Genomic DNA, 6,457 nt, shown 5'->3' with positions numbered 1-6,457 from the left:
CCGCTGAAGCGACCCCTACCACCACGCCGTACGCGACCGCCCCGGCGCTCCGCACACGTCCAACCCTCCCGCCGCACAAAGCCCGAGCGCCGCACAAAGCCCGAGCGCTGTAGGCAGCCCCAGTCGCCGCACACGGCCAACCCGGTGCCCCGATCACGACCAGCTCTAGCCACCGCACACAGCCGACCACCGCACGAGCCGCCGCGCACGGCCAACCCGAGCGCCGCGCGCAGCCCGAGCCGAACATACGCGGCCGACTCGAGCGCCGTAAGCGGCAGTACGTGACGCGAGCCGTCGTGCTAGAGGCTCGGGCGCGCCCGGGAGAATTCGGTGAGTCGCGCATCATTGCTCCACCCCGTGCAATTGCGCGGTAATCACCTACTGGCCTTTTTCACATGACGCGATTCAGGTTGAGCACCAGCCAGACGACGAATATCGCGAGGAGGGTGATGCCGATCATAGACTTCGCGGCGTTGTTCGCGACGGCCTTCCTGGCGCTGACCTGCCTGGCGCTCTGCTTCCACACCTGGCGCATGATGACCATGGTCTGGAAGCGGCGGCCGAGGGCGAACACGGCGAGGGCGATGAGGATGAAGAGAATGACACGGCCGTCTGCAGGTTCCACGGAGCTCCCCCTGTGGGCCTTGATGGTTCTTTACACCCCCGAAACATTCGAGAACACAGAATACTCGGATGGCCGCGATTTGGAATTAGTTCATGGCCGCAGATCCACCACGATCGGCGCGTGGTCGGACGGCCCCTTCCCTTTGCGGGCCTCGCGATCGACGTACGCCGACCGCACCCGCCCCGCGACGTCCTCGCTCGCGTAGACCAGGTCGATGCGCATGCCCTTGTTCTGGTGGAACATCCCGGCCCGGTAGTCCCAGTACGTGAACGGGTGGGGCCCTTTCATCGGCGTCGGCACGACGTCGTGCAGTCCCAGGGCGCGGAGGTCGGCCAGCGCCTGGCGTTCTGCCGGGGTGACGTGGGTGGAGCCGACGAAGAGGGCGGGATCCCACACGTCGGCGTCGGACGGCGCCACGTTGAAGTCGCCGCACGCCACCACGGGCCCGGCGGCCAGCTCGGGTTCGAGCGCGTCGCGCAGCGCCGAGAACCAGTCCAGCTTGTACGCATAGTGCGGCGAGTCGACCGTGCGCCCGTTCGGCGCGTACAGGGACCACACCCGCATGCCGCCGCAGGTGGCGCCGATGGCGCGGGCTTCGGGGCGGGCGGCGCCGACCCCGTCGAGCTCGGCGAATCCCGGCTCACCGGGGAAGCTCAGGGTCACCTCGTCGAGCCCGACCGCGGACAGCAGCGCGACGCCGTTCCACCGCCCGTCGCCGTGGGCCGCGGCGGCGTAGCCGAGCGCGCCCACCTCCGCCGCGGGGAACGCGTCCGCGGGGCATTTGGTCTCTTGCAGGCAGACGATGTCGGGTTTGACCTCGGCCAGCCATTCGAGCAGGCGGGGCAGCCGTGCCTTGACCGAGTTCACGTTCCAGGTAGCCAGGCGCATGCTTCCAGCCTGCCACCGGCTGGGGCGTGAGGCAGCGAGCGCCCCCGCGCACCGGGCGCGCGCACGACTTCCCCGTGCGGCCGGAGGGCAGGTGGAGGGCGGCCGGAGCGCGACCCGGAGTCAGCCGGAGCGCGACCGGAGCGCAGCCGGAGAACGACCGGAGCGCGACCGGAGCGCAGCCGGAGAACGACCGAAGAGCGGGGTGCGGGTGCTGCCGACCGCCGTCGCCGGGCAGGTCGCGCCGCGCTCATGGCGCCGCCGCGAGCCCGCCCGGCCCACGTGATGGATGCCGCGCGAACAGGTCAGCGCATCTCGCTGGTCCAGAGCGGCTTGTTGGCGGCCGAGTAGATGATGACGCGGCCGTCGTTGCTGACCGACAGCCAGGCGCCCGGGTTACCGGCGGTCCTGGTCGTCCACAGGGGCTTGTCGTTGCGGTCGACGACGACCCAGTTGCCCTCCTTCTGCATGATCGAGCGCGCGCCCGGGTGTCCGGCCGTCGGCGTGGTGAACAGGCTGCGCTTCCCGTCGTACAGGACGGCGTTGCCCTCCTTCTGCTGGATCAGCTTGTAGCGGCCGTTGTGCGACTGGATGAACTGCCCGGGGCGGAGCACCTGGCCGGAGGGCAGCTTGCTGATGTAGGCCATGGAGGACCACAGCGGCTTGTTGTCCCTGGAGTAGATCACCAGGTTGCCGCTCTGCTTGGGCAGCTTGAGGTAGGCCCCGGGGTTGCCGGCGGTCTGCGTGGACCACAGCGGCTTGTTGTCGAGGCCGTAAATGACGAGGTTGCCCTCCTTCTGCATGGTCGTCCGGGCGCCCGGCTTGCCCGCGGTGGGCGAGCTCCACAGCGCCTTGGTGCCGTCGTAGAACACCAGGTTCCCCTGCGCTTGCTGGATGAGCTTGAACCGGCCGGAGGTCAGCGACTGTCCGGGCAGCAGCCAGTCGCCGGGACCGAGGCGGTCCTTCGCGATGACGGCGGCGTTGCTCGGCTGCGCCATGGCGACGGTGGCCATCGGCCCTGCGATGAGCGAGCCCGCCATGACAGCGATCGCGGCCTTCTTCGTGATCACTCTATTCTCTTCCTGTTGAGGCGAAGATCGTGAGTGGTAGACCCTGGCAGAAGCGGTTGGCGTTCTGTTGGCGCCGCGGTGTTTAGCCGCCCTTTAGCGTGTGCCGCCAAAGTGTCACGAATGGATCACTTGGAGTTTCGCCTGCTCGGGTCCATTGACGCCTGTGCCGGGGGACGCCGCCTGGATACCGGGCCGCGTAAGCGTCGTTTCGTCCTGGCCGCGCTGCTGCTGGACCTGAACCGTCCGGTGCCGGTGGAGCGGCTGATCGACGCCGTGTGGGAGGGCGATCCCCCGGACAGCGCGCGGATGACCGTGCAGGGACACGTGTACCGGTTGCGCAGGACGCTGGTCGGCGCCCGGGTGGAGACCGACTCGTCGGGATACGTGCTGCTGGCCGACCCCGAGTCGGTGGACGCGCTGCGTTTCCGCCGGCTGGTGGCTGAGGCGGCGCGGCGCGACGACGGCTGCGGCGCCGATCTGCTGGACGAGGCGCTCGCCCTGTGGCGCGGTCCCGCGCTCGGCGGGTCGGGAGGCGGCAGGTCGCTGGAGGTGGCGGCGGTCGAGTTGGAGGAGGCGCGGCTGGCCGCGGTCGAGGAGCTGGCCCGCAGGAGGCTCCGGCTGGGAGAACCGGAGCGGCTGGTCGCGCCGCTGCGCGCGACCGTGACGGCCAACCCGCACAGGGAGCGGCTGGTGTCGTTGCTCATGACGGCCTTCTACCAGGTGGGGCGGCAGGCGGAGGCGCTGGAGTTGTACGAGCGCACCCGCCGCCTGCTGGCCGATCAGCTCGGCGTGGACCCGGGCCGGGAGCTCCGCAGCACCTTCGAGTCGTTGTTGTCCGCCCAGATCTGAGCGGGCTCAGAGCTCGTCGAGCACGGCCTGCGCGGCGGCCTCGTCGAGCCGGTGCCCCCATTCCCTGTGCACCTCGGCGGCCCGCCTGGCGTTTTCGCGCGCCGCGTCGGGGCGACCGTCGAGCAGGTCGGCCCGGGCGAGCAGGGTGAGCGCCAGCCCTTCGAGCCGCCGCAGGCCGTGCCGGGTGGCCGCGTCGAGCGCCTGCCCTGCCGCTTCGGCGGCCTCGGCGTGCAGGCCGCCGCGCAGGCAGACCTCGGATAGCCAGACGCGCGCGCGGGCGTCGAGATAGGGATAGGTGCGGTAGCGGTAGGAGGCGATCACCTCCTTGAGCATGGAGACGCGCACGCCGATCTCGATGGAGTCGTCCACCAGGGCGAGCGTGCTGCGGGCCTCGTCGTACTCGCTCCGCAGCCCGCTGGCCCTGGCCGTCTGCACGGCCCGCCGCGCCAGCTCGGCCGCCCTGGCGTCCTCGCCCTTGAGGTGGTACGCCATGGCGGCGCTCGACAACGTTCCGGGCAGCTGGCCCGCACTGGCCGACTTCAGGCCCTCGTCGAACGCCTCCGCGGCCGCGTCGAGGTCGCCCATCGCCAGCCGGATGTCGCCGACGATCGAGCAGGCCCTGGCCCGCCAGGCGGGCGGCTCGCCGAGCGTCTCCCGCATGAGCTTGGCGCGTAGCTGCTGTTCCAGGGCCTCGCGGACGCGCCCTGACCACAGCAGCACGATGGCGTGGTTCTCCAGCGTGGCGGCGAGCTTCGTCGAGGGCTCCAGCGCCTCCCACAGCCGGACGATGCGCTCGTGCCTGGCCGCGCCCTCGTGGAAGTCGCCGAGGCTGGAGGTGGCCACGACGAAGTTGGTCAGCGTCAGAAGCGTTCCCGTGCCCCATCCGATCCGTTCGTAGAGCTCGGCGGCGAGCTCGTAGTGGCGCAGGGCCGCACGGGGTTCGTTCAGGACGAAGCGGGCGTTGGCCTGCGTGTGGTGCATGCTGGCCTGCCCGGCGAGGTCGCCGTCGCGTTCGGCGGCGGCCAGCCCCTTGCGCGCCAGGCCCGCGATCACGTCGGGCTGGTACGTGCCGTACATGAAGGCCCGCAGGGTCTCGATCAGCCGCCAGAGCATGCGTCCCGAGGCGTGGTCCATCACCGCCAGCAGGTTGTGCTGCTCGGCATCCAGCCAGGCGGTGGCCGCGCCGGCGTCGGCGAACTCCTCCGCGTCGTACGGGGGGTCGTCGGGCGTGAGCGGGAGCAGCTCGATGGAGGGCGCGAGGAGCGGCGCGGCCGCCCGCGCGGTGTACAGGTAGTAGGCGTGCAGCCGGGCGGGGTCGTCGTCGCCCGCCGTGCAGTGCTCGCGGGCGTAGAGGGCGACCAGGTCGTGCAGCCGGTAGCGGCCCGGCGTGTGCTCCTCCACGAGGTGGGCGGAGGCGAGCCTGGTCAGCAGCCGGGTGGCCGTGGCCGGGTCGGTGCCGGCCAGCCGGGCGGCGGAGTGGGCGGTGAAGTCGCAGCCGGGGACCAGCCCGAAGCGCCTGAACAACATCCGCGCGTCGTCGGGGAGCGCGGCGTACGAGCTGGCGAACGCGGTGGCGACCGTGGCCTGCGCGTCTCCTTCGACGGCCAGCGTGCTCCAGCGGTCGGCGTGCAGCTCCTTGATGTATTCGCGCAGGTCGGCCCGGCCGATGAGGTTGGCGCCCGCGATGGCCAGGGCGAGCGGCAGGTGCCCGCAGAGCTCGGCCAGCTCGGCGGCGGCCTCGGGGTCGGTGTGGACGACGTCCTTGCCCACCAGGTCGGCGAGCAGGTCGCGGGCCTCGGCGGGGGTGAGCGTGGCCAGGCGTACGCTCTGCGCCCCCTGCAGGAGGAGGCCGCGCAGCGTGTCACGGCTGGTGACGATCACCCCGCAGGAGCCGCCGGGCAGCAGCGGGCGCACCTGCTCGGCGTCGGCGGCGTTGTCGAGCAGGAGCAGCACCCGCCTGGTGGCCAGCGTCGAGCGGTAGAGGTCGAGCTGCTCGGCGGTGCCGCCCGGCGCCGGCACGCCCAGCGCGCCGAGCAGCCGGGGCAGCACCCGCTCGGGCGGCAGCGGCTCGCCCTGCCCGTAGCCGTTGAGGTCGACGTGGAGCTGGCCGTCGGGGAACTCGGCGGCGACCTGGTGGCCGACGTGCACGGCCAGCGCCGACTTGCCGATGCCCGCCGCGCCGGTGACCACGGCGACGCGGCCCTCGCGCAGCAGTTCGCGCACGCGCCGGGTCTCGGCCTGCCTGCCGACGAAGCCGGCGACGTCGCGCGGGAGCTGGCGCGGCACCACCGGCCGGTGGCCCTCGACGATGCGCTGGTGCAGGTCGCGCAGCCGGGGACCGGGGTCGACGCCCAGCTCCCCCGCGAGCAGCCGCTGCACCGTGTGGAACAGTTCCACGGCCTCAGCCGTCCGCCCGTCGTGCCACAGCGCCGTCATGGCCAGCGCGTGCGGCGTCTCCCTGAGCGGCTCCTCGTCCCTGAGCTCCTGCAGCAGCGCGGGCACCTCGCGGTGGCGGCCCAGCTCGATGAGGGCGGAGGCGTACTCCTCGACGAGGTCCCACCGCTCGCCGGTGAGCGGGCCGCGTACGCGCTGGTCGACCCAGGTGGTGCCGACTCCCTGCAGGGGTTGCCCGCGCCACAGGGAGAGCGCCTGCTCCCAGGCCGCGGCGGCGTCCTCAGGCCGGGTCGCCGCCCGCCCTTCGGCGGCCAGGCGGCGGAAGCGGCACACGTCGATCTCGTCGTCGGGCACGGCGAGCGAGTAGCCGGCCGTGGTGCTGGCGATGCGCCCGCCCAGCGTCTTGCGCAGTTGTGAGACCTTGAGCTGGACGATGGTCTTGGCGGTCTTGGGCGGGTCTTCCTCCCACAGCGCCTCGATCAGCCGGTCGACCGGAACGTAGGCGCCGTGGCAGGCCGCGAGGAGCCCGAGCACGCACTGCTGCTGGGCGCCCTCGATCGGGATTCCAGCACCGCTGTCGTACACTTCGACCGGGCCGAGCACGCGGATGTCCATCGTGTCCGAGCCTAATGCG

At 71.9% G+C, this 6,457-nt stretch carries 5 protein-coding genes; 1 reads left to right on the top strand and 4 read right to left on the bottom strand.

The window, feature by feature from the left end; all coding sequences use genetic code 11:
- Positions 1 to 391: 391 nt before the first annotated feature.
- The 3 genes from E1292_RS32820 to E1292_RS32810 all read right to left on the bottom strand — a co-directional run bounded on the left by E1292_RS32820 (position 392) and on the right by E1292_RS32810 (position 2,580).
- Positions 392 to 625 (bottom strand): hypothetical protein, encoded by a 234-nt coding sequence (locus E1292_RS32820; RefSeq protein ID WP_132600066.1) that lies wholly within the window; start codon positions 623 to 625, stop codon positions 392 to 394.
- Positions 626 to 715: 90 nt separating this feature from the next.
- The gene (locus E1292_RS32815) at positions 716 to 1,513 is read right to left on the bottom strand and encodes an exodeoxyribonuclease III (RefSeq protein ID WP_132600063.1); all 798 of its coding nucleotides are present in this window, start codon (positions 1,511 to 1,513) and stop codon (positions 716 to 718) included.
- Between the two features lie 302 nt (positions 1,514 to 1,815).
- Entirely contained in the window at positions 1,816 to 2,580 is a 765-nt protein-coding gene (locus E1292_RS32810) for a hypothetical protein (protein ID WP_132600060.1), read from the bottom strand.
- Between the two features lie 120 nt (positions 2,581 to 2,700).
- Between E1292_RS32810 and E1292_RS32805 the strand changes: the two genes are divergently transcribed.
- Positions 2,701 to 3,429, top strand: coding sequence for an AfsR/SARP family transcriptional regulator (locus tag E1292_RS32805; RefSeq protein ID WP_132600057.1), 729 nt, complete (start codon positions 2,701 to 2,703; stop codon positions 3,427 to 3,429).
- Positions 3,430 to 3,435: 6 nt separating this feature from the next.
- On the opposite strand, the gene E1292_RS32800 is transcribed toward E1292_RS32805, so the two are convergent.
- Complete coding sequence (locus tag E1292_RS32800) at positions 3,436 to 6,438, bottom strand: AfsR/SARP family transcriptional regulator (RefSeq protein ID WP_132600054.1); 3,003 nt, start codon at positions 6,436 to 6,438, stop codon at positions 3,436 to 3,438.
- Positions 6,439 to 6,457: the final 19 nt, after the last annotated feature.

It is taken from the genome of Nonomuraea deserti (assembly GCF_004348685.1).
Lineage (GTDB): Bacteria > Actinomycetota > Actinomycetes > Streptosporangiales > Streptosporangiaceae > Nonomuraea > Nonomuraea deserti.
This window is presented reverse-complemented; position numbering and strand designations above follow the sequence as displayed.

Excerpts from the sequence above, each read along its gene's own strand:
- E1292_RS32815 (WP_132600063.1), bottom strand. The coding sequence starts at position 1,513 with ATGCGCCTGGCTACCTGGAACGTGAACTCGGTCAAGGCACGGCTGCCC.
- E1292_RS32805 (WP_132600057.1), top strand. The coding sequence starts at position 2,701 with ATGGATCACTTGGAGTTTCGCCTGCTCGGGTCCATTGACGCCTGTGCC.
- E1292_RS32800 (WP_132600054.1), bottom strand. The coding sequence starts at position 6,438 with ATGGACATCCGCGTGCTCGGCCCGGTCGAAGTGTACGACAGCGGTGCT.